Annotated in this window: 23 protein-coding genes and 1 riboswitch; of the genes, 6 read left to right on the plus strand and 17 right to left on the minus strand. The window is 35.5% G+C overall.

Annotation, left to right across the window (positions count from 1 at the left end; all coding sequences use genetic code 11):
* Positions 1-140: 140 nt before the first annotated feature.
* The 6 genes from xerD to CD003_RS10455 all read right to left on the minus strand — a co-directional run bounded on the left by xerD (position 141) and on the right by CD003_RS10455 (position 4643).
* Positions 141-1031 (minus strand): site-specific tyrosine recombinase XerD, encoded by an 891-nt coding sequence (xerD, locus tag CD003_RS10430; protein ID WP_096201059.1) that lies wholly within the window; start codon positions 1029-1031, stop codon positions 141-143.
* Between the two features lie 36 nt (positions 1032-1067).
* Positions 1068-1292 carry a YqzK family protein gene (locus tag CD003_RS10435; RefSeq protein WP_096201060.1) on the minus strand — a complete coding sequence of 75 codons (225 nt, stop codon included), beginning with the start codon at positions 1290-1292 and terminating at the stop codon, positions 1068-1070.
* Positions 1293-1467: 175 nt separating this feature from the next.
* Positions 1468-1935, minus strand: a complete 468-nt coding sequence (fur, locus tag CD003_RS10440; protein WP_096201061.1) for a ferric iron uptake transcriptional regulator — start codon at positions 1933-1935, stop codon at positions 1468-1470.
* A gap of 110 nt (positions 1936-2045) precedes the next feature.
* Positions 2046-2687, minus strand: coding sequence for a stage II sporulation protein M (gene spoIIM / locus CD003_RS10445; protein ID WP_179295517.1), 642 nt, complete (start codon positions 2685-2687; stop codon positions 2046-2048).
* A gap of 224 nt (positions 2688-2911) precedes the next feature.
* Positions 2912-4084 (minus strand): endonuclease Q family protein, encoded by a 1173-nt coding sequence (locus CD003_RS10450; RefSeq protein WP_096202326.1) that lies wholly within the window; start codon positions 4082-4084, stop codon positions 2912-2914.
* Positions 4085-4100: 16 nt separating this feature from the next.
* Entirely contained in the window at positions 4101-4643 is a 543-nt protein-coding gene (locus CD003_RS10455; RefSeq protein WP_096201062.1) for an NUDIX domain-containing protein, read from the minus strand.
* 145 nt (positions 4644-4788) lie between these two features.
* Here CD003_RS10455 and mciZ point away from each other — a divergent pair, with 145 nt between their 5' ends.
* A complete protein-coding gene (gene mciZ, locus CD003_RS10460; protein ID WP_096201063.1) occupies positions 4789-4941 on the plus strand; it encodes a Z-ring formation inhibitor MciZ in 153 nt (50 codons plus the stop codon).
* Here mciZ and CD003_RS10465 read toward each other — a convergent pair.
* Both CD003_RS10465 and CD003_RS10470 read right to left on the minus strand, forming a co-directional pair.
* Positions 4923-5993: a DUF3866 family protein gene (locus tag CD003_RS10465; protein WP_096201064.1), complete on the minus strand. Its 1071-nt coding sequence runs from the start codon at positions 5991-5993 to the stop codon at positions 4923-4925. The genes mciZ and CD003_RS10465 overlap by 19 nt on opposite strands.
* Before the next feature lie 224 nt (positions 5994-6217).
* Positions 6218-6748 carry a TlpA disulfide reductase family protein gene (locus tag CD003_RS10470; protein ID WP_096201065.1) on the minus strand — a complete coding sequence of 177 codons (531 nt, stop codon included), beginning with the start codon at positions 6746-6748 and terminating at the stop codon, positions 6218-6220.
* 306 nt (positions 6749-7054) lie between these two features.
* On the opposite strand from CD003_RS10470, the gene uppP reads away from it, so the two are divergent.
* Complete coding sequence (gene uppP / locus CD003_RS10475) at positions 7055-7885, plus strand: undecaprenyl-diphosphatase UppP (RefSeq protein WP_096201066.1); 831 nt, start codon at positions 7055-7057, stop codon at positions 7883-7885.
* Positions 7886-7940: 55 nt separating this feature from the next.
* On the opposite strand, the gene CD003_RS10480 is transcribed toward uppP, so the two are convergent.
* The gene (locus CD003_RS10480) at positions 7941-8960 is read right to left on the minus strand and encodes a CobW family GTP-binding protein (RefSeq protein ID WP_096201067.1); all 1020 of its coding nucleotides are present in this window, start codon (positions 8958-8960) and stop codon (positions 7941-7943) included.
* Between the two features lie 191 nt (positions 8961-9151).
* On the opposite strand from CD003_RS10480, the gene CD003_RS10485 reads away from it, so the two are divergent.
* Complete coding sequence (locus CD003_RS10485; RefSeq protein WP_096201068.1) at positions 9152-10183, plus strand: permease; 1032 nt, start codon at positions 9152-9154, stop codon at positions 10181-10183.
* A 17-nt stretch (positions 10184-10200) separates the two neighbouring features.
* Positions 10201-11148: a TIGR03943 family putative permease subunit gene (locus tag CD003_RS10490; RefSeq protein ID WP_096201069.1), complete on the plus strand. Its 948-nt coding sequence runs from the start codon at positions 10201-10203 to the stop codon at positions 11146-11148.
* Between the two features lie 147 nt (positions 11149-11295).
* On the opposite strand, the gene trpB is transcribed toward CD003_RS10490, so the two are convergent.
* The 3 genes from trpB to CD003_RS10505 all read right to left on the minus strand — a co-directional run bounded on the left by trpB (position 11296) and on the right by CD003_RS10505 (position 15726).
* A complete protein-coding gene (trpB, locus tag CD003_RS10495) occupies positions 11296-12483 on the minus strand; it encodes a tryptophan synthase subunit beta (RefSeq protein ID WP_096201070.1) in 1188 nt (395 codons plus the stop codon).
* 76 nt (positions 12484-12559) lie between these two features.
* Entirely contained in the window at positions 12560-14182 is a 1623-nt protein-coding gene (gene cimA, locus CD003_RS10500) for a citramalate synthase (protein WP_096201071.1), read from the minus strand.
* A gap of 356 nt (positions 14183-14538) precedes the next feature.
* Positions 14539-15726, minus strand: a complete 1188-nt coding sequence (locus tag CD003_RS10505; protein WP_096201072.1) for an acetyl-CoA C-acetyltransferase — start codon at positions 15724-15726, stop codon at positions 14539-14541.
* Between the two features lie 337 nt (positions 15727-16063).
* A riboswitch (purine riboswitch) is annotated at positions 16064-16166 on the plus strand.
* Between the two features lie 108 nt (positions 16167-16274).
* On the opposite strand from CD003_RS10505, the gene CD003_RS10510 reads away from it, so the two are divergent.
* Together CD003_RS10510 and CD003_RS10515 are read left to right on the plus strand one after the other, a co-directional pair.
* Positions 16275-16865 carry a xanthine phosphoribosyltransferase gene (locus tag CD003_RS10510; RefSeq protein ID WP_096201073.1) on the plus strand — a complete coding sequence of 197 codons (591 nt, stop codon included), beginning with the start codon at positions 16275-16277 and terminating at the stop codon, positions 16863-16865.
* 38 nt (positions 16866-16903) lie between these two features.
* On the plus strand, positions 16904-18424 hold the full coding sequence (locus CD003_RS10515) for an NCS2 family permease (protein WP_096201074.1): 1521 nt from the start codon (positions 16904-16906) through the stop codon (positions 18422-18424).
* Positions 18425-18525: 101 nt separating this feature from the next.
* On the opposite strand, the gene CD003_RS10520 is transcribed toward CD003_RS10515, so the two are convergent.
* The 5 genes from CD003_RS10520 to CD003_RS10540 all read right to left on the minus strand — a co-directional run bounded on the left by CD003_RS10520 (position 18526) and on the right by CD003_RS10540 (position 23291).
* Entirely contained in the window at positions 18526-20142 is a 1617-nt protein-coding gene (locus CD003_RS10520) for a carbon starvation CstA family protein (RefSeq protein WP_096201075.1), read from the minus strand.
* The gene (locus CD003_RS10525; RefSeq protein ID WP_096201076.1) at positions 20139-20666 is read right to left on the minus strand and encodes a hypothetical protein; all 528 of its coding nucleotides are present in this window, start codon (positions 20664-20666) and stop codon (positions 20139-20141) included. Before CD003_RS10525 ends, CD003_RS10520 begins: the two co-directional genes overlap by 4 nt.
* A gap of 9 nt (positions 20667-20675) precedes the next feature.
* Positions 20676-20978: a CC/Se motif family (seleno)protein gene (locus CD003_RS10530; protein WP_096201077.1), complete on the minus strand. Its 303-nt coding sequence runs from the start codon at positions 20976-20978 to the stop codon at positions 20676-20678.
* 148 nt (positions 20979-21126) lie between these two features.
* On the minus strand, positions 21127-21876 hold the full coding sequence (locus CD003_RS10535; protein WP_179295518.1) for a polysaccharide deacetylase family protein: 750 nt from the start codon (positions 21874-21876) through the stop codon (positions 21127-21129).
* 299 nt (positions 21877-22175) lie between these two features.
* A complete protein-coding gene (locus CD003_RS10540) occupies positions 22176-23291 on the minus strand; it encodes an NAD(P)/FAD-dependent oxidoreductase (protein WP_096201079.1) in 1116 nt (371 codons plus the stop codon).
* Positions 23292-23364: the final 73 nt, after the last annotated feature.

Here is a 23364-nt window from a genome sequence, read left to right on the forward strand (position 1 = left end):
CGAATTGCAAATTACCGCGGTTGAATATATTCACCCGCGGCATTTATTTAATTCTATGTTTTAAATTAATCATCACTCACTACTTCTTTGCTCTTTCAAATTAATGACTAATAATTCATCATTCATAATTGCCTTTTATATCACGCTCTCGGATGGAAACTAGAATACACATCTTTTAGCCTTGCCTTTGTTACATGAGTATAAATTTGTGTCGTTGAAATATCCGCATGTCCTAACATTTCCTGAACTGCTCGTAAGTCTGCCCCATTTTCTAATAAATGTGTAGCAAAGGAATGTCTAAGAGTATGGGGGGTTAATTCTTTCTCGATATTAGCTTTTATCGATAATTTTTTTAAAACTTTCCAGAACCCTTGTCTTGATAATGGATTTCCGTGGTGATTAACAAATAAAATATTATGGTTCTTTTTCTTTAGAAGCTCTGGTCTTGCTTCGTTTATGTACTGAAGAACAATCTGATTTGCGATGTTACCAATAGGAATGATTCTTTCCTTTTTCCCATTCCCATCGCAGCGAATAAAACCCATATTCAAGTGCATATCCTCCAGCTGCAAAGAACAAAGTTCAGAAACACGAATACCAGTTGCATATAATATTTCTAACATAGCTTTATTGCGAATATCAAAAGAAGTATTTCCATCTGCCGAGTCTAATAGCGCTTCTACTTCTTTCATAGTCAATACTTTTGGAATTTTCTTTACTGCTTTTGGTGATTCGATATGTAATGAAGGGTCTTTCTCAGTAACCCTTTCTCTTTGTAAAAATTGATGAAATGCTCGTATCGAGGATATCGTCCGTGCAATTGTTGTATCAGCTCGCCCTTTATCTTTAATAAAGTATAAATAATTCATAATCGTTGACCGTTCAATTTGATTTACAGTTTGTAATTGCTCTACATTCTTAATGTATTGTTCATATTGTGTTAAATCTCGACGATACGATTGGATTGTATTTTGAGAACGACCTTTTTCAACACTAGTATAATGAAGGAAATCTTGTATATGATTCTCCAAAAGAGTTCCCTCCTACATAAAAGTTGAGAATGATAGTTACTCACCGAAATGATAGAAAAGCATTAAACGGTCAACCCAAGTTGACTCTGTTTCTTCCATCTGAAATACCTTGACTGCTCGCCCTTGCGGCTCATCGTAACGGTGATAGCTTTCATATTCCTCACTAATCCATAGAATACCATAATAGAACATAAGTGTGCATCCCATAAATAATATAAACACTTTACATGTATTCCATACAAACTCAAATAATGAGCCCATATCATAACCTCCTAAGTAAAAAGCTAGTCCTTTTTAAAATGTATGCCAAAAAGTGACTAGAATATACTAGGAAAGTGCAATTATTAGTGAAGAAATATCAAGTTGGATTATAGACTGTGTGTTCTACTTGCAAATTTTAATTCTCACAAAAAGAAAAAACCTCTCATCTGAAAGGTTATTGTTGTTGTTCTTCATCCTCTTTATGGTTATCGATACAGCGGTGGCAAATCCCATGGAAAGTTAGTCTATGGTCTTTTATCTTAAAATTAAAGTCTCTTTCAACAATTTCTTCAACATCCCCAAGTAAGTCGTCTTGGATTTCGTCAACTGCACCACAGTCAATACAAACTAAATGATGATGAAAGTGAGCTGCCCCTTCTTGACGTAGGTCATACCTAGATACACCATCACCAAAATTTATTTTATCAACGACTTTTAATTCATTTAAAAGCTCTAATGTACGATAAACAGTAGCCAAGCCTATTTCTGGCGCCTTCTCTTTAACTAGTAAATAGACGTCTTCCGCACTCAAATGATCTTCCTCATGTTCTAGTAGAACTCGTACGGTTGCCTCACGTTGTGGGGTTAACTTGTAGCTTTGCGAATGCAATTGCTTCTTTATGCGTTCTATTCGTTTCTCCATCTGTTATTGCCCCTCCCCTTATTTCCTTTATATTATATTCATTTCAAATAAGGGTGTCAAATGATAGTCATTATCGCAACAAAATTATAATTAATACTATTTAATAATAATTACCCCATTGAACTTATTACAATTCTCATTAATACTGGAGAGACATACGCTTCAAAAGCTGAAGCTATCGCAAGAACTGCCCCAACACACAAAATCAACATAGAATACCGTAAGAATTGAGGAAACACTGGTTCATTATTTCTTTTAATAAACTGGTTACGAATCATTTTAAGAGAAAAGGCAACCGCTGCTGTAGCAGTGATAATAAATGCTGGAACAAGTAGAAAATTCTGTGGCATGACTGAAACGAACGAAAGTAGAAATCCTGTCATTCCCATTTGATTGACAAGAAATCCAACAGTAAAGCCAACTACAACTCCCTTAAGAAATAAAAGAATTAATATAACAGGTAAACCAATAATTGAAAGTCCTAATATCCACATTAAGCCAACATACTTAGCATAATGGGCGAAACTAGCACTAAACATTGCTGACGCCTGTGCAAAATGACCTTCTGACACTTGTCCGAAAAACTGATTCAAATACATATATAAATCGTTTCTTTGCGCTAAGCTCAAACTATTAACGACAATTGCCCCAAAAACGATACCCATTAAAAATAATACAATCGTAAAAAGATAGATAGGCCGATTCTCTTCAATATGAATAGCAATTGCCTGTCCTATTCCATTCCTTTTCATTATCTGCACCCTCCCTAACGCTCTTACTTAACTCTATGAGTCCAACATGAAATCTATGACCTGAAGATAAAATTAAAAATAAGGGTGCTTAAATAATGGATCTTCTCTCTACTACTATTACATTTTACTAGATTGATAGACTTCATAATAAGAAGGAATGTGTTAGTTAACTAGGAATTATCACCTTGAATATACATTTACATTTGAAAAAAGGTCGAGGATGGTTATTCCACCTCGACCTTTCCGTAGCGACCAGCACCTCCAAATTGAATGTGTAGTTCGCCGTTTCTAGCTTTTATAATTCGTTTAGCAACTTCCTTTGTACATACTTTTTCTAACTCTTCCAATGTTGCATCATGAATTATACTCATATCTGTTCCAAATTTGTTTCTTAATTTCTCCAGAGTTTTAGGTCCTAACTTTGGAATATATTCTAATGGTATTTGATGATGGTATGGAGGTCTATTATTATCTACTTTCTCACTAGTTAATTGACCGATTCGTTGTAAAACTCCCATCGTATATCTTTTATATCCACAAATCGAACAAAGAAAATCATGTTTATTACTCTCTTCATATACAGGAGTAAAACACGCCTCACAACTAGTAAAATAATATTTCCCTAGTCTAGGGTCAAGTCCGTAGTTTGCTACCACTCCTCTATTATCCTGAAGGAGTAATGCTTTTCTTAATTCCGAAAAAACCGGTTCCCTCATACGAATAATCTGATACTCACGAGCAATTTTTTCAAGGGAATGTGCATCTGAATTAGATAGAAATGGAACTCGCTTCAACTCTTCTATGTTTTGCACCATATTTGTATCAGAACTTAAGCCTAGCTCAATTGCATCAATCATATCCGGATCAAATACTTCTGATAAACTAGTTTCCACACCTTTACCATATAAACTCTTATGCGGGGTAAACACGTGAGCAGGAATAAAGAGACCATTAAGTTCTTTAACCTTCTTCTGTAATACAATCCCCTTTTCATAAATCCGTTGTGAACTTAATGAAATGTTTTTCATTCGATCCTTTAGCCACTGACTAAAATGTTTTAGTTGTTCTAGATAGGGAAAGTAGACTAATACATGAATAGGACCTTTGCAAGTTTCATCATATACTTCAAGTTCTGAACCTAAGAACAGGGTTAGACCATTATAATGAATGCCACCCAATTCATGCTCAGTTGCGCTATCATTTAGAAGAGCTTCAAGTTCAGAAATGACTTCTGGTACATGACAGTCAATTATACCGATGCAATCTAATCCTTTCACATTACATGCAAAGTCTAATACTGCTTTTAATGTCAATGATTTAGCTGCTGTTATTTTCACAGGTCGATTTGTTTCAGTTCTACCTATATGGATATGCAAATCAACGTAATAATCTTTCATTGAACTCATTTTAATTTTATTTAAAACTTCTCAATTTTAAATATTGAATTGCATAAGCTGTTTTAGCATCGTATATCTCTTTGGACTGAATCATTTCTTCAGCTTGGGCAAGTGTTGCTTCTATCACTTCTACAAACTCATCATCGTCTGTTTCTTGCTTACCAGGTAGAAGTTTATCAGTAAAATACAAATGAACAATTTCATCTGCAAATCCAGGTGATGTATAAAATGAAGTAACATGTTCTAATTCAGCTGTTGTAAAGCCAGTTTCTTCTTCTAACTCTCGTTTTGCACAATCAGCAGGGTCTTCATTTGCCTCAAGTTTACCAGCAGGAATTTCAACGATTACCTTTTCGAGAGGCTTTCGAAATTGACGAATCAGAAGAAGCTTCCCTTCAGGGGTTAAGGCAATAATTGCTACTGCACCGGGATGATTAATAAGCTCACGTTTGCTAGTTTTTCCATTAGGAAGTTCAACTTCATCAATTTTCAGGTCAATGATACGTCCTTTATAAACTGTTTCTGATGAAATCGTTTTTTCAAATAATGAATCTGACATTTTTTATCCTCCAGTACTAATCATTTTTATCTTACATATAGTCTATCATAGCATGTCCAAAAGATAGAATTATTTCAAAAGACTGTAAGAAGTATTTCGATTCACTACAAAATACTTCTTAAAAAATTTTGAGGGGGAAACAACAATGAAAATTTATGTGAAAGAAAATGGGATTACGTTCGCAGGAAAAGCATGGGAAATAAAGGCTGCATTAAAAAAATATATGACGACCTATGAAACGATCAAAGAATGGACAAACCATAATGAAACTAAAATGTATCAACCTGCTTCTAAATAAAAGATAGTAGCTACGAAGACTCCATAAAAAAAAGCAGGGTCATCAAAATAATCTCTGCCCATCGTTTTAATCGTAATCGGGTACTCTTTTACAAATTGTTCCCATTTCCGTAGAAAAGAATCATCTATCCTTTTCCAAATAATGTTGTGTTTATTATTCACTAAATTACTCTGTTCTTCTAAATGTACACGCCATTCTTCCTTTAAAAAAGGTAATGGCAGAATACTCTTTGGATACGTAAAATCCTTTAATGGTAATAATGTATGATGACTTATCCCAATATGGCGTTCTCTTTCGTCCTTAAAAGAAATTCGTGGAATCCAAACAGGTATTCCACCTAAAGCTCCTACAATATTTGCCCAATCTGCAAGTACTGTGCCACTAAATCCATACTTTGTTCCAGTTCCAACAACACCTGGTCCTAACGATATAATTATCAGATCGCTATTTAGTTTTTCTACAGCGAATTGTAATGCCGTTTGCAAATTTACAGCCTCGTAATCTCCACCAAATGCTTGCCCGATTGTAATCGTGTCAAAAAGCTTATCTTGCTTTAACTGACGAATATGCTCACTAATTGCTAGTGGAATTGCTGCCTGATCACTAATAATTACGGTTATTTTCTTGGTTGGATCTATAACTTTAACTGTTGAATAGACAATAGGAATCATGCTATGAAGCTCACCAAGTAAAATCTTTTTTCCATCAAGCTTGCATTCCTTTTTAAAAATTTGATGGTCGGGGCTTTCTTGAGCTTCTACTGACAAGACACTATGTTGACTTGGTAAATACCTTGCCTTTATTATATGACCAACTTCTTCACGTTCATAAGGCGCTGAATCAAGACTAGCTTTTACAATATCCCAGCCCCCCGTACCTAACGCCAAATGTACTGCCGTATGATTAACAATTACTCTTTTGCCATCATCAGTTCTTTTTTGAATTGCTTTGTAGAGCATTGCCTTTTTTGCTCCGTCAGATGTTTCTAATAATTGTATATTATCATCCTCAAAGAGAATCTTTTTTACTTCTACAACAAGCTCCTTATACATAAAGTCCCTCCAGAATAGAGATGACGTTCAACTACATCCATATTCACCTTTTTAACAAATTAGTATACTTAGTATGTGCTATATTCTTTAGGCTACCGACCTTTGATTGTTACTTCATCCATTATCACCGAATCATCTAGAAATAATAACTACAAAAGGAAGTTACTCATGTAGAAATCAAGCAAATAAAAAAAGAGCAAGTAAAGGACACCCCTCACCCACTCTTAGTCTAGCATCTGTAATAAAATCGACTCTAGTCCTTCATAGTTAACTTCCCCACGAATTACTTGCTGAATCACACCTTCTCTATCAATAATATACGTCGTCGGAAGGGCAGATATCTGATAATCATCAGCAACTTCCCCATCTACATCAATTACAGTAGGAATCGTAACATTCAAATCAATCATAAATTCATCCATAGCTGTTTTTGTTCGTTCATATTTATTCATATTAACACCCAGTACTGTAACACCTTTATCTTGATAGTCATCATAAAGTTTCATCAAATCGGGCATTTCTTTAATACATGGTGGACACCACGAAGCCCAAAGGTTCATTACTATAATATCTCCATGAAAATCCTCTAATGAAGCTTCCTCGTCTGTTCCCCAAACAGGAAGAATAAAATCAGGTGCTATCATCCCTTGCTCTGCCCCTACTTGATATTGAGGCTCATTTGTTATAACTAGGAAAGCAACCAATGCTCCAGCGATTAATAATACTATCGCACTTATAAATCTACTCTTGCTCATATAAACCTCCAACAGTTTAAATTACGAATATAATATTAGTTATGAATTAAAAGAACTTGAAAAGATAATTTACCTTATCGACAATATCACTTTGTAATTCTTAATTTTCTAATTCTTCGTCTAAATTTGCGAGTTCACTTGATTTTACCATTCATAATTACCTTAAATTATACCTGTGTTTAATTCTGTAATACAATGATGTTGCTTAGATTGACACATTTAGAAGAAAAATCAGTTCTTTATTAATCTAATAAGTTTTGCTAGAATGAATTAGCGTATGAGCTTATTTATCGAAAGGAGTATGTTATGTCAGTTATTGAAGCATTAATCTTCGGTATTGTTCAGGGAATAACTGAATTTTTACCGGTATCTAGTACAGCACATATTGTTATTACACAAATGGTTTTTGGATATACGTTTCCTGGGCTAGCTTTTGAAATCTATTTACATATTGCTTCAATCCTAGCAGTTATGATTTATTTTCGCAAAGATATTGTTGCGGTAGTTACAGGTTTTTTTGCATTTTTTAAAGAACGTTCAAAGGAAAATAAAGTTCATTTCTTTTTTGCCATTTATATTGTAGTGGCAACAATGATTACTGGTGTTTTAGGTATGATATTAAGTGATTTTGTTGGAGATACAATGAAGACACCTATTTTCATATCAATAGCTCTAACAGTAACTGGATTTGCTCTTATTTTTATTGAACGATTCCACAGATACGGCTCTCGTACTGATAAAGATATGACATTTGTTGACTCGGTAATCGTCGGTCTTGGTCAGACATTAGCTGTATTCCCTGGTATTTCACGCTCAGGTTCAACCCTAGTTGTGTCACTATTATTAGGTTTGAATAAAGAAACGGCTGTAAGATACTCATTCTTATTATCTATTCCCGTTATATTAGGATCTACTGTACTAGCATTTGATGAATTAGGGTCAGGAATGTTTTCATCTATCGGAGCTCCAGCATTGATTGTTGCATTTATTTCTACATTTATCTTCTCTTGGTTAGGAATTGTTTGGTTAATTGAATTCTTGAAAAAGAGTAAGCTTATCTACTTTGCAATCTATTGTTTTGCTGTTGCGATTTTAGTCTATCTATTTATTGACCCAACAACAGTTATTGATGTGTAATTTACTCAAAAGAAAGGCGAGGATGTTAATTAACATCCTCGCCTTTCTTTTGCAATTAGTTATTGACACTTTCTTCAAACGATTCTCTGAGCTTCTCTACTTCTAGTCCATGACCGATAATGATAATGCAAGGGTCAATTTTTTTATCTTGTTGTATTTTCGAGAGGTGAAGTTGCCCCGATGCGTATTGAAATTGAAACGGTCTTGGTGTTTCAGTTAGTTGTACAATCCCCTTGGCCCTCACAACAGTGTCTGGTAATTGCTTTAACCACTTTTCTAGCATTATTCTGTCAATTACTGAAATGCCGTCAAACTTTATTGCTTGAAATAAATGTGGATGGTCGTGTTCATGTTTATGACTGCACCCTTCATGTTGCTCATGTTCAGGCCCATCACAACATGAATGTTTGTACTCTTCTTTCAAGTGCATAGAAGTCGTTTTCATTCGCTCTTTTAACAGAACATCTATTCCAGCTTTACCATAGGATGCTTCAACCAATTCTGCACTATTAGATATTTCTGTGATTTTCTTTTTTACCTTTTTTAATTTGTTCTGGTCAACTAAATCTACTTTATTAAGTATTGTTAGTGTACTATTTGTTACCTGTTGCTTAAGTACTGTACGTATATCCTTTGAGCTTGAGAAAATACTTTGATACTCAAGGAACCTACTCGCATCAATTAAACTAATTACTGATTTTATTTCTACATCATTGATTAACTGTGGATGTGTCAAAGCCTCAATTACTTCTGCCGGATTTGCCACACCTGTTCCCTCTATTAATAACACGTCTAATTGATTGTTATCTCTTTTGTACATTTGAATGAATTGATCTAGCTCGTTTGTTAAGTCATCTTGTATTGTGCAACAAATACAACCATTTAATAGTTCAATCATTGGAGCATCATCTTGAAATAAATCTTTCTCTACATTGACCTCTCCTAGCTCGTTCAACACAACCCCAGCGTTTAATCCTTTTTGTTTATAATACTTTACAATATCAGTAAGAACCGTTGTTTTTCCACTACCTAAAAAACCAGTGATCAAATAAACAGGAATTTTACTAATGCTCATTTAACTTCCCCCAACGTGATAGTTTATCTTAAACTACTTTTAAATTACTTACATCTTATCAGAAATACAACAAAGAACACAAATGAGAATCATTCTGATTTAACTTTTAATATCTATGTTTCATCTATAAAAATATGTGTTAAAATACTAGGTAGCTCAATAACTTTTATGAAAGAGGTAAACATAGCGATATGAGATTAAAAGAAATGCTTACATCTATAGCGAAAGATTTTACCGGCGTACTGTTGCTCGCATTCTTTCTCATTCTATTCTTCAATATAGAAACTTTTAAAAATGGGACTAGCTTTATCGACAATATCCCTAATTCTTGGTTTACTGTAAATACAATCTTTCTAAGTATTATTATTGAAGCCTTCCCATTTATATTACTTGGAGTGTTCGTATCCGCTTTAATTCAAATTTATGTTTCAGAAGATACAATTAGGAGATATCTTCCTAAAAATGCGTATGCTGCCCTTGTTCCAGCTGCTATTCTTGGAGCAATCTTTCCGATTTGTGAATGTGCGATTGTTCCAATCGTAAGGCGACTGATAAAAAAAGGGATGCCATTACACGTAGGTGTTGTATTTTTAGTGGCTGCTCCAATATTAAACCCAGTTGTAGCAGCATCAACATTCTATGCCTTTAGAACAGACTTAACGGTGCTTTATTCAAGAATGGGACTAGCTTTCATTTTAGCAATAATTATAGGTGGAATACTTTATTTAATTTTCAAAAATAGTGACCAGCTAAAATGGACAACTGAGGAACTTAAGGGATATCAACCAGTACAAATTGTTACACCAACAAAAAAGATGAATCGTTTAAAGCAAACTGCTTATCATGCTGTTGATGAATTTTTCTTTATGGGGAAATTCTTAATTGCTGGTGCGTTAATTGCTGCCATGTTTCAAACATTCCTTGACCGTCAAATTTTATTAGCTATCGGTTCAAATGAATGGACATCTACTGCTGTCATGATGGCTTTTGCTTTTATTTTATCATTATGCTCCGAAGCCGATGCCTTTGTAGCCTCTTCATTCGGAAGTACTTTTACAACAGGCTCATTAATTGCATTTCTAGTATACGGTCCAATGATAGACTTAAAGAATACTATTATGTTACTAGCTCTATTTAAGGTCCGTTTTGTTTTAATCTTTATCGGAGTTGTTACTGTTACTGTGTATATCGCAGTCATGCTGTTGCAATTCTTCATTCTGTAAAGAGGTGAGTTATCTTTATGAATAATAATAATCAAGATTTAGGCTTTCATGCTTATATTCGTGGCATCATTTTAATTGGTTTTGCCTTATTATTAGTAGCTTTCATCGTAACAGGGAATATTCGATTTTATATCGCCCCTAAAATGATGCCCTTTATCTACTTTGCTACCGGTACTTTTATCGTACTAGGTGTCATCCAAATTATTCGTAGTACGAAGAAAGGTCAAGAGGAAGAAATGGATTGTGATTGTGGTGCAGACCATTCGATGGGGGGCTCACGTATTACTAAGTTAATCATCTACTCTATTTTTGTTATACCTATTGTTATGGGCTTTGTCTTACCTGATAGAGTGCTAGATAGCTCAGTCGCTGCCAATCGAGGTATTCAATATGGTGGAGGACTATTGACTAAACCAGTAGCTCCTGCTAGTGGTGAAGGGTCTACATCTAGAGCTGAGGCATTTTTAGAAGATCCTGATGCGTATTTTGATGGACTTGAGGGTGATGATGTAGAAAATCATTTTTCTGTGGAAGATTTCTATACAGAAGAGGGATTCAACACGTACTATAAAGAGTTGGCAGAAGAACTAAGTAACGTTGACCGATTAATAATAGATGACGAAAACTATTTAGACATTATGACAATGCTAGACATCCACCTTGAAGAATTCATTGGAAGAGAAATTGAAATGTTAGGATTTGTTTACAGGGAACCGGAATTTGAAGATAATCAGCTAGTTGTCGCTCGCTTTGCTATGACTTGTTGTGTAGCTGATGCATCAGTTTACGGGACAATGATCGAAACAGAAGATGCCAATATGTTTGAAAATGATACGTGGATTCGCGTTTCAGGAACATTAGACCAAACTGAATACAATGAATTTGCTATCCCTCTCATTCATTTACGCGAGTTTGAAATGATTGATGAACCAGAGCAACCTTATGTATTTCCTAGTTTTAGATAAAATCAACTACTGACCAACGTCGAGAGCACTGTGAAAAAGTTTTTCACAGTGCTCTCAGTATGTGGAGAACTGATTACCTATTTTAAAATGTTTCCGCAACAAAAAACATGGTGACTCGTCAAAAGAGCACCATGTTTTAGAATAATACTATTCTTGTTTTTCTAGTAATAACTTTGCTTCATTAACATCCTTGTCTCCACGACCAGAAATATTGACGATAATAATGTCGTCTTCTTTCATTTGTGGAGCTACTTTGGTTGCATAAGCCACAGCATGAGCACTTTCTAATGCGGGAATAATACCTTCTGTACGAGCTAATTGTTGAAAGGCATCAAGTACTTCTGCCTTTGAAACTGTATAATATTCCGCACGACCCGATACTTTCAAATGACTATGCTCTGGACCAATACCTGGGTAATCTAATCCAGCAGAAATTGAATGGGTTGGTAATGGATTCCCTTCTTCATCCTGCAGACAAAGACATTTAAAACCATGGATGACTCCAGGTGTCCCCTTTGTTAAACTTGCAGCTTCCTCAGGTTCAATACCAACTAACCGAACTTCGTTTTCAGAAATGTATTCAGAAAACGAACCTATCGCATTACTTCCTCCACCACAACATGCTACAACCATCGTTGGTAATCTACCTTCTTTTTCAAGAATCTGTCTCTTAGATTCCTTACTTATAATCGATTGAAAATGATGAACCATCGTAGGGAATGGATGTGGTCCTACAGCTGACCCTAAGAGATAAAATGTATTTTCATAGTTTTCTATTAGATCATATAACGCTGCATCTACCGCATCCTTAAGTCGACCTTGCCCTTTATGAACGGGGATCACTGTAGCACCTAATAGCTCCATACGGAATACATTTAACTCCTGGCGACGAGTATCTTCTGCCCCCATATAAATGATACATTCCATACCTAGCATAGCACAGGCTGTTGCTGTTGCTACACCATGTTGGCCGGCACCCGTTTCAGCGATAATACGGTGTGCACCCATCTTTTTTGCTAGAAGGATTTGCCCAATTACATTATTAATCTTATGAGCCCCTGTATGATTTAAATCTTCACGTTTTAGATAAATTTTAGCTCCACCAAGGTTTTTCGTTAATCTCTCAGCAAATGTTAGTGGATTTTCACGACCTACATATTCCTTCATGTAATAGTCGTATTCTTTGATGAATTCTGGGTCATCTTTGTATTTTAAGAATGCCTCATCTAATTGTTCAAGCACTTCCTTTAGCTGAGGAGGAATAAAACTACCTCCAAATTCACCAAAATATCCTTTTTCTTCTGCCTCTACTCTGCTTAGCTCAACTTTACTCATCTAAAAACTCTCCTTTTGTCAATATATTTAGATAATTTCAATTTTACCAGTTTTACTTTTTTCGATCAACAACAAATTAATGATTGCTTACACCTAATTCAGCCTTAGGTTTCTGCTGAATCACAACATCAATCTCATCCTCATGTTTCATTAAGTAGTAACGGACACTATCAATCAGTGCATACCAACTTGCTTCAATTATGTTGCCAGATACACCAATCGTACTCCACTTTTCTTTCCCATCTGATGACTCCACTAATACTCGTACCTTCGAAGCAGTTGCGTCAGCTTCATCAAGGACACGCACCTTATAATCTGATAGATACATTTTTTCAATAACTGGGAAAAACTCGATTAAAGCTTTACGTAAAGCATGATCTAGTGCATTAACAGGACCATTTCCTTCTGCTGCTGTTAGGACCATCTGATCGTTAACACAGATTTTCACAACTGCTTCCGTAGTAAAAGACTCAGAACGATTTTTTTCAATTAGGATTTTAAAATGATCTAACTTGAAATAATCTTTCTGTTCACCCAACCCTCTTTTTACTAACAATTCAAAGGATGCTTCAGCAGCTTCATATTGGTAGCCATGATGCTCCATCTCTTTGATTTTTTCTATAATTTTCTTAGATACAGGATTGGACTTATCTACATCTAAATTCCATTCTTTTGCTTTAAATAATAAATTACTTTGACCTGATAACTCTGATACAAGTACACGGCGTTGATTACCAATTAATTCTGGTGCAATGTGTTCATATGTTTCAGGAGACTTAAGCACAGCACTTACATGCATGCCTCCTTTATGAGCAAATGCACTTTTTCCAACAAATGGTTGATTACTAGGAGCTACTTGGTTCGCAATTTCATGCACATATTTAGAAATTGATGTTAAATTGCGAATACTCTCTTCTGATATACAGGAGTAATTCATTTTTAATTGAAGATTAGGAATAACCGAAATTAAATTTACATTTCCACAGCGTTCTCCGTATCCATTAATTGTTCCTTGAACATGACAAGCACCAGATTGAACTGCAGCTAATGTATTAGCAACTGCTACCTCTCCATCATTATGACAGTGTATACCAACTTGAATTGATACGTTTGCAACGACATCCTTCACAATTTCAGCAACTTCATGTGGTAATGAGCCTCCATTTGTATCACATAAAGCTACACAAACAGCACCTGCTTCTTCGGCCTTTTTAATTGTTTGCAACGCATAGTCACGATTACTCTTATACCCATCAAAGAAATGCTCTGCATCAAAGATTACTTCAAGCCCCTGTCCCTTCAAATACTTAACAGAATCAAAAATCATGCGCAAGTTTTCTTCTAATGTTGTCTGTAGTGCATCAGTTACTTGAAAATCCCATGTCTTACCAAAGATAGCAACTGCCTTTACTCCACTTTCTAGTATTCTCTGTAGGTTTTGATCATCCTCAGGTTTGATCCCAATTCGACAGGTGCTACCAAATGCAGTAATTTTTGCATTTTTTAGTTGTAGATCTTTTGCTAATGCAAAGAAATTCATATCCTTTGGGTTACTTCCAGGCCAACCACCTTCTATATAATGAACACCAAGCTCATCTAACTTCTTGGCAATCTTTAGCTTATCACCAACTGATAAACTAACCCCTTCACCTTGTGTTCCATCTCGCAAAGTAGTATCGTACAATAACACTTGCTTCATACGAATAAATCCTCCCACTCTCAATTAAACTGCTATTTTTTTATCTATCATAAAAGAAATGATTTACTATAATATTGCATTAAAGTATAGCATAGCTTTTTTCAAATGACTATGTCATTGTTAGAAAATTTAGATAAAGTAAACGAAAATTAAAAAATCATTATATGCAATAGTGCCATCTTTATTAATTCAAATTTTCTTAAGAGACGTGACAATGAACAGTTATACCTTATGAATTTAACTTTATTTTATAGTTTTGCTCAACTTTTAATAGAATTAATTAAGTACACAACAAAAAAACTGAGCACAGGAAGCCTGCACCCAGTTACTTATGTTCTATGAGCATGAATTCACCTTTATACCTTTTCAACTATTGTTGCTACCCCTTGGCCACCGCCAATACATAATGTCGCTAGCCCATACTGATCATCTCTTCGTTGCATTTCATGAAGGAGAGTTACAAAAATCCTTGTCCCACTTGCACCTATTGGGTGACCTAGCGCAATAGCGCCCCCATTAACATTTACTCTTTCTTTCGCAAACTCTAGCTCTTTTCCAACTGCTAATGATTGCGCTGCAAAAGCTTCGTTTGCTTCGATTAAACCAATATCAGAGAGTGTTAGATTTGCTTTTTCAAGAGCTTTTTTCGTTGCTGGAACTGGTCCAATACCCATAATCTTCGGATCAACACCTGAACTTGCATTTGCACGAATGATAGCAAGTGGCTTTACTCCAAGCTCATCTGCTTTTTTTCTGCTCATAACAACAACTGCTGCTGCTCCATCATTAATTCCTGAAGCATTTCCTGCTGTCACGGTACCATCTTTTTTGAATGCAGGTCGAAGTTTTCCAAGGTTCTCAGCCGTTGTTCCCGCCTTGACATATTCATCCGTATCAAAAATAACTGGATTTCCTTTACGTTGAGGAATTTCAACAGGAACAATTTCCTCTTTGAACTTCCCAGCCTCAATAGCTGCAGTAGCCTTCTCCTGACTCCAAGCAGAGAACTCATCTTGTTCTTCTCTTGATAAACCATATTTATCACATAAGTTCTCAGCCGTTGTACCCATGTGAAAATCATTAAAAGCACACCATAACCCATCATGAACCATGCTATCAATTATTTTTTGGTCACCCATACGATAACCATCTCTCGCACCAGGAGCTAAATATGGAGCCTGACTCATATTTTCCATTCCACCCGCTACAACAACTTCAGAATCTCCTGAAAGTATCGCTTGAGTTGCTAGGTGTATTGATTTAAGGCCCGAACCACAAACCTTGTTTATTGTCATCGCAGGAATAGCTTCAGCAAGTCCTGCTTCAATAGCAGCTTGTCTAGCTGGATTTTGACCAAGTCCCGCTTGAAGAACATTTCCCATGATAACTTCATCTACTTCGTTAAAATCAATCCCCCCACGCTTTAATGCTTCAGAGATTACAATTGCCCCTAATTTCGTTGCTTTCATACCTTTTAAACTTCCACCAAAATTCCCAATCGGCGTTCTGACAGCGCTTACAATCACAACTTCATTTTGAGTCATTTTCTTATCTCCTTTTCTTCTATTCTATTAATGAAATATTCGTTCATTTATGAGCAATTGCTCAGTACTCTTATGGAAATTATACATGTTTCTACTATATATGTATAGAAAAAGTTACATATAATTTAAAATATTAACAGGAACATCCTTAACACTGTTTACGTAGTTGATTAAAAAGATCGCTTCTTAAATCACTGCTAATTATACTGAAAATTCACAAATATGCTTCTCTTTTTACAAAAACTTACTGAAAATACGAACGAAATAGATTTCGAATAAAAAAAAGTTCGTAAATTAATGTTTTTCTCTTACATTTTCTAAATTACAATGCTATAATCACTTCATTACAACATGAACTCGTATAATCGTGGGAATATGGCCCACAAGTTTCTACCGAATCACCAGTAAATGATTCGACTACGAGTGAAGCTATGATAATGAGATTATTTCTGTACTTTTGCTCAAATGTCAAACTTCACTCTTTTTTTACGGGTGATATTGATATTTGAGCTTTTTTATTTTATAGCCAATTAGGAGGATTTTTAAAAATGGAACGACTTAAGCAAGAAATTGAACAAAAAGGGACTGTATTACCTGGTGGAGTATTAAAGGTTGACGCATTTTTAAACCATCAAATTGACCCTAATTTATCTTTAGAGATTGGAAAAGAATTTGTTAGACGTTTTCAAAATAAAAAGATTAACAAGGTAGTAACAATTGAGTCTTCTGGAATTGCACCAGGTTTAACTGCAGCTCTAGAGCTTAATGTTCCCCTTGTCTTTGCACGAAAAAAGAAATCACTAACAATGAATGAAAATGTTTATAAAGCTAGTGTCTACTCATATACCAAAAACGAAACGAATGACATTACGATTTCAAAAGATTTCTTATCTGCAGATGACCATATTCTTATTATCGATGACTTTCTTGCTAATGGTCAGGCAGCACTTGGACTTGCAGAAATTGTGAAGCAAGCAGGTGCAGAAGTTGTTGGAATTGGTATCGTAATTGAAAAGTCATTCCAACCTGGTAGGCAAACACTGATCGAAGCTGGCTATCAAGTCGAATCACTTGCAAGAATTCAATCATTAGAAGATAACAAAGTATCCTTTCTAGAGGAAGAAACAGTTACTAACTAACAAATATTTAGTATATAAACAGAAAAGAGGAAAAGTAGATGTCAACAAAAGTTGTAAATTATCCATGGTATAAAAAAGAGGATACAGATGCTTTCTTTGCATTATTTCAAAACAATTTAGCAAACTTTGTAATAATTGCTGTGACAATGCTAGGTATGGGCTTCCCTGCAAGTATCGTATTTGGAAAAGTTATTCCTGGTGCTGCTGTTGCCGTTATTATTGGAAATCTATATTATGCGTATTCCGCAAATCGTCTTGCTCAAAAAGAAGGTCGAACGGATGTAACAGCTCTTTCATATGGAATTAGTACCCCTGTTATGTTTGTGTTTTTGTTTGGTGTACTATTACCAGCCAATGCGATTACTGGCGACCCTGAATTAGCTTGGAAAATCGCTGTGGCTGCTGCTTTTATTAGTGGTTTAATTGAAGTACTCATTAGCTTTACAGGTAACTGGGTTCGTAAGCACATTCCTCGTCCTGCTATGCTTGGTGCTTTAGCTGGGGTTGCCTTAACATTTATCGCTGGTGAAATGCTGTTCATGACATTTGAACTTCCTGTTGTGGGACTAGTTGTTTTAGCAATTATTTTAGTGGGTATTATTGGAAAAATTGCAATGCCGTTTAATATTCCTTCTTCTTTATTTGCTATCATTATCGGTACAGTACTTGCTTTTGTATTAGGCTATTCGAATACAAGCCAAATTTCAGAAGGACTAGCTCACCTTGGTTTTTATCCTATCTTACCAACGCTTGCTCCATTTGAGGGAATTGGACTTTTATTTACAACTGCAATTGCATTACTAGCAGTTATTCTTCCTATTACTCTATATAATGCGATTGAAACTATGAACAATGTTGATGCAATGGCAGCTGCTGGTGACTCTTACGATGTTCGCGAATGTCAAGCAGTAGACGGTGCAGGTACAATGGTTGGAGCTTTATTTGGTGGTCTTTTCCCTACAACTGTATATATCGCAACAGTTGGCTCAAAATGGATGGGAGCAGGTCGTGGATATAGTATCTTAAATGCGATTGTCTTTGCTTTTGCAGCAATGTTTGGTTTAATAGCAGCTATGTCAGCCATCATTCCAGTTGCAGCAATTGCTCCTATTCTAGTATTTGTAGGTGTGTCTATGGTTTCTACAGCATTCCAAGCAAACGCTGTGAAATACTTCCCGGCTGTTGCGATTGCAATGCTACCATACTTTGCAAATTATGTAATGACTAGATTTAATAATAATGCAGGTGAAGTTGTTGCTGGAATCTCTGAAGGTACCGTCCCTTTAGGCCAAGGAGCTATGTTTACTGCAATTATCCTTGGGGCTATTACAGTGTTTATTATTGATAGAGAGTATCATAAGGCTGTTATCTTCTCTCTTATCGGTGCGGCATTCTCCTTCTTCGGCTTCATGCATGCACCTTCACTAGGAATTAATATGGCGTTTGACTTTATGATTGGATATATTATTGTTGCTTTATTCTTTGTCTACTGTGCATTCACAGTTGGTAAAGAAAATACGAAGGATGGATTGCCTGATACCACTTCTAAAGCAGCATAAAGAACAAAATCCCCATAGCGGAATTTGTTCAAAGCAAAAAAAAAGGAACTAACGATTAGCTTGATTGCTATCGTTAGTCCTTTTTCATTATATTTCTTCCGTTACATATTCACAGTATTTTCATTATTTTTTGATCCAACTATCGAACGCCAGCCTTCAATTGCTAAGAAAATACATAAAATGAATAAGATAGATGATGCTACTGCCAACATATAATTGCCACCAATGAAGTTATTGTACATCATAAGCCCTAAAGCTGAAATCGTAACGATGAACATGACAATCATAGGAATGATAACATAAAATGCCTTTGCACCAGTTTTGATTAACCATGTTGCTACCGCTAATAACGCTAATGCCCCTAGCATTTGGTTCGCTGCTCCAAATAAAGGCCATAACGCAGACCATGTACCAGATAAAGCAAGTGCACCAGCTCCAACTAAACCTGCTGCTGTCGCTGTATGGTTGTTTCTAAATATTGTTGTTCTATCTTCGCCTAGTTCTTGAATTGCATAACGTAAAAGTCTTGTAGCCGAATCTAATGTTGTTAATAAAAACGCTGAAGCTGTTAATGCTGTAAAGGTAATTGCTGTTGATTCTGGAATACCCCAATGAGACATAAAATATCCAATCCCTGCAGAGAATGTTCCAATTGGACCTCCAAGAGCATCCATTCTTGCAGCAAAGTCCGCTTGAGATAAGTACGCGACAGACCCAATTGCAACGATTGCCAAAAATCCTTCTAACAACATTCCACCGTATGCAATAAATTTACCGTTCTTCTCATTATCTAATTGCTTTGCTGTTGTACCAGATGATACTAATGAATGGAATCCAGAAATAGCTCCACATGCAATCGTGATGAATAAAATTGGGAATAAGAATCCTAATTGAGCATTATAAAATCCAGTATAAGCAGGGAATTCAATAGTTGGCGCAGCTAGAATAATACCAACTGCCGCCCCTGCAATCATTCCATACAATAAAAATGAATTTAAATAATCACGTGGCTGTAGTAGAACCCATACAGGTAAAATAGAAGCAAGATAAGCATAACCTAATAATATGAGAGACCAAGCCGTTGCAGGTAGTGAGATTGGGAAGTTAATTCCTACCCATATACACCCAAGCATTACAGCGACACCTATAATACTTGCTCCAACTAAATTCATTCGTAATTGGTTGATAATAAAACCAAAGATAATTGCAACACCTAAGAATAGAACAGATGCAGTTGCTGCTTCAGGAACAGAAACAAACGTGTTCGCTACTAAAATAATAAATACACCAACAATTAAAACTAATGTTGCAATAGAAAATGTTAAGAATAAGACTTGTCCTCGATTTCCAATATACTCTTTAATAATTCCACCAATTGACTTTGCCTTATGACGAATCGATGCTTGAAGCGATGTATAATCATGTACACCACCAATAAAAATACTTCCGATAATAATCCATATAACTGCCGGTAACCAGCCAAAAAATGCCGCTGTTAAAGGTCCAACGATTGGTCCTCCACCCGCAATTGTTGCAAAGTGATGCCCAAGTAAAACTGGCTTCTTCGCAGGTACGTAATCAATCCCGTCATACATTTCGGTTGCCGGTGTCTTTCGATTAGGGTCCACTTTCATTTGCTTTTCTAAAAAACGTCCATATGTGAAATAAGCTACTAAAAATATAATTCCAGAGATTAATAATAAAGTTAATAAGTTCATTGTGTTTCCTCCTCTAAACAATGAGAAAATACGGTCATAAATTCTTTTCCTTTACGATGAACCGTTATTTCCTTGTCCGCTACTTGAACAACTGCGATATAAACCTCTGCCCAGCCATTCATTCCCCATTTGATAAATTTCATCTTTCTTTTTTTCTTAGCCAACTTCTTTACTTCATCTGTGACTTCTTGGTTCGTGACGATTACACCAATAAAGATTGTCGACATATGTTCACTACGGTCAGGTACATAGGCCCCTATATGTTCTACTATTTTTGTTTCTAATGATTCAATATCTTCTGATGTTACTACTTCTTCTTTTTTTAATGTGAATACAAATTGTTGATTTTCAACTCCCCATACTTTGACGCTTTTTGAACCAAAATACTTTTCATCACTTCGATGATATTCAGCTCTAAAATCAATAGGAATATTACTAAGACTCTCATCTCGATACACATTAAACTGCGTTGTATACTTGTTTGCTACTTGTTGTATATATTGTTCCATAGCTTGTACATTCATTTTCATCACCTAGAATCGTTTTAATCCTGTTGCTTTCAATCCCTTTAATAAACCAAAACCTGATAGTGCAATAATAATTTTTCCATTCTTAAAATTCAGACTTTTTTCAATGTAGATATCAATTCCATCCTCATGGTGCTTATGAAAACGTTTTTCTTCACTTGGTCTATTTAAAGTTACTTCAACCTCTGCTGCTCCTCCAATACAACATTTATTTATCGTTTCATACAACGAAAGTTGAGCAACTCCTCCTCTATCTTTAATATACTTTTTAGCTTTACTGTCGATTGTCACTTCGACATTATTCTCCATGACTTGAATCAAACCTCCTTTCCCATATCTTATAATATTACTATTATTTAAAATATTCAAATAGTTTTTTAAATAATTTTAAAATAGTTATAAATACGTATAAAGAAAAACCGTTCTTACTTGTAAATAAGGGAACGGTTTTTAGGACTTAATAGTTTAAAAATTGTATATTAAATGCATCTTCATGAAGAATCTCAAAACGAAATCCTTGTTCTGCTAGTCCTTCAATAATTCGAGGTAATGCTTCAGTAGTCGTTGTTTTAGCTGGACTATCGTGGAAAAGAACTATAATTTGGTCATGATTTTGACTATTCCCTAACACAGCATTTACAATTTTATTTTTATCTACTATACTAGCAGAAGCATCTATTGAGTCAACATTCCAATCAAAATAAACATACCCTCTACTTTCAAGTTCTTGCGCTATCTCTTTCATCACATTTTTTCCACCATGACGGTGGCTCACTGTATTGTTCGAACCACCAGGAAAACGTACGAGCTTCGTATCTACACCAGTAACGTCAAAAATAAATTTCTCCCATTGTTGAAAGTCCTCAAAAAACGCATCAACTGATTGATAGATTTTACCGTAATTATGGGAATATGTATGATTACCTATACCATGTCCCTTCTCAACAATTTTTCTAAGTAGTTCATGTCCAGCTTCCGTTTCATTCCCTATTGGAAAAAACGTTGCCTTGATTTCATATTCATCTAACGTGTCTAGTATGATTCTCGTATTCTCTGACGGACCATCATCAAAGGTAAGATAGGCAACCTTCCCTTCTTCTTCTATAACTACAGGCTCATTATATTGTCCTAGCTCTTTCTCTAATTCTTCTATTTCTTTTTGTAACTCTTCTAATTCATACTTTAGTCGTTCATTTTCCTTTACCACTTCAAAGCTCTTTGAATAATCACTCCTTTGTTGTGATGCATAGGTTGTTTTTTCCCACGTATAAAATAATAAAAAGCCACAAAGAAACACAACACTTATTACTAATGCACCTGATTTTATCTTACTCCCCCCAATTTGTACGACTTATTATTTTATATGTGGTAACAGTTTGTCCTAGTCGGTTTAAAATTGGAATTTATTTGGATACATGGAGAAAGGCGGTAATAAATTTACACAATAAAAAACAACACCTTATAATGTATAATGACATGCTAAGTGTTGTTCTCATTAGCCAAGAACTATTTAATAGCTCCAGCTACATCATATAATTCGAGATTTATTTCTGTTGGAACTCCTTGAGCAAGCTTTGCTAATTCAGAACCTAAATAAGGTCCAGCCGTTAAACCAGAAGCTCCTAAACCATTAGCAAGGTACACACCTTCATAATTAGGAAGAGACCCAATGACTGGTAAAAAGCCTGGGGTATACGGTCGAAACCCTACCCTTGTCTCAATTAAAGTACTTTCAGCCAAACCTGGAGCAACCATTAGAGCCTTATCAAATATTTCATGTAACCCACCTGCCGTGACTCGATTATCAAACCCCTTGTCATCCTCATGGGTTGCTCCAACAACAATGTGACCATCTTCAAATGCTAATAAATATTGATTATTAGGAGGCATAACAACTGGCCATTTATTGGTATTCGCTCCTGTCAACTCTAGATGAACAATTTGCGCTTTCTGAGGTGATACTAGAAACTCTATTCCTACCGCTTCAAACAACTCTTTCGCCCAAGCACCACCAGTGACTATTACCTTTTCAGCAGATAGAATTTGATTATTTATTTTTACACCTGTAACATTATTACCTATTACATGAAGGGTTGCTTCACCATAAATAACAGTAGCTCCAATTCCTTTAGCAACATTAATTAGAGCATCACGAAGAGCTCTCCCATTAACACGAGCACCTCCACTAATATGAATTGAACTATATTCTTCTGATAAAGGCGGAAACAAAGCTTTCGTTTCAGCTGCTGATAACCTAGTTATTTCACCAATTTCTGGAGCATCCTCACGTCTTTTATATGCTCGTTCCATCATTTTCTCTAGCTTTTCCTCATCTGTGTGGAGACTAATTGCCCCTACTTGTTGATATCCTGTATTTTTTTCACCTAATAATTCCATTTCTTTAATGAGTTCTGGGTAAAATCTAGCACCATTTTTGACTAATTGATACCATGCCTTATTTCGACGTTGGGTCAGCCATGGACAAACGATCCCTGCTGCTGCATCTGTTGCTTGTCCTTTGTCCTCTCTGTCTACTAAAGTAACCGAGTGTCCAGCTTTTGCAAGATGGTATGCGGTTGATGCACCTAGAATCCCTGAGCCTATGACAATATACGATTGCATTTAAACACCTTTTCCATTTCAAGATTTTTCCTATGTAATATCCTTCTATAATAAGTATACATTTAAATACTAT

This window comes from Bacillus sp. FJAT-45350 (assembly GCF_002335805.1).
Classification (GTDB): Bacteria; Bacillota; Bacilli; order Bacillales; family NISU01; genus FJAT-45350.